The sequence below is a fragment of the Desertibacillus haloalkaliphilus genome (assembly GCF_019039105.1).
In the GTDB taxonomy this organism is placed as follows: Bacteria; Bacillota; Bacilli; order Bacillales; family KJ1-10-99; genus Desertibacillus; species Desertibacillus haloalkaliphilus.
The window spans coordinates 1-413 of the sequence record NZ_JAHPIV010000203.1 but is presented as its reverse complement, the minus strand read 5'-3'; the positions used below and the strand labels follow the sequence as shown (position 1 = coordinate 413).

The window sequence follows — 413 nt, the reverse complement described above, 5'->3', positions numbered from 1 at the left end:
AGAAGAAGGGGGGGAAAGGGAGGGGGAAAGGGAAAGGAGAGAGAAGGAGGAAGAGGGGGGGGGGGGGGAAAGAGGGAAAAAGAAGGAGAAGGAGAAAAGAAAAGGGGGAGAGAAAAAGGGGAGGAGAGAGGAGGGGGGAGAAAAAGGGAAGAAAGGAGAGGAAGGGAAAAAAAGAGAGGAGAAGGAAAAGAGAAAGGGGGGAAAGGAAGGGGGGAGAAGAAGGAAGAGGAAAAGAGAAAGGGAAGAAGAGAGGGGAGAGAAAGGGGGAGAAAAGAGGGGAAAGGAAGAAGAGGAGAAGAGAGGAAGGGGAGGGAAGGGGAAGAGGGGAAGGGAGGGGGGGAGAGAGGAGGAAAGGGGGGGAGAAGGGGGGGAGGGGAGAGAGAGGGAGGGAGAAAGGGGGAGAGAAGAGAGAG

General features: G+C 55.7%; 1 protein-coding gene. It reads left to right on the top strand.

Annotation, left to right across the window (positions count from 1 at the left end):
• Nucleotides 1-413: hypothetical protein (locus tag KH400_RS29815; RefSeq protein WP_217228135.1), on the top strand; the 413-nt coding region annotated here is incomplete at both ends.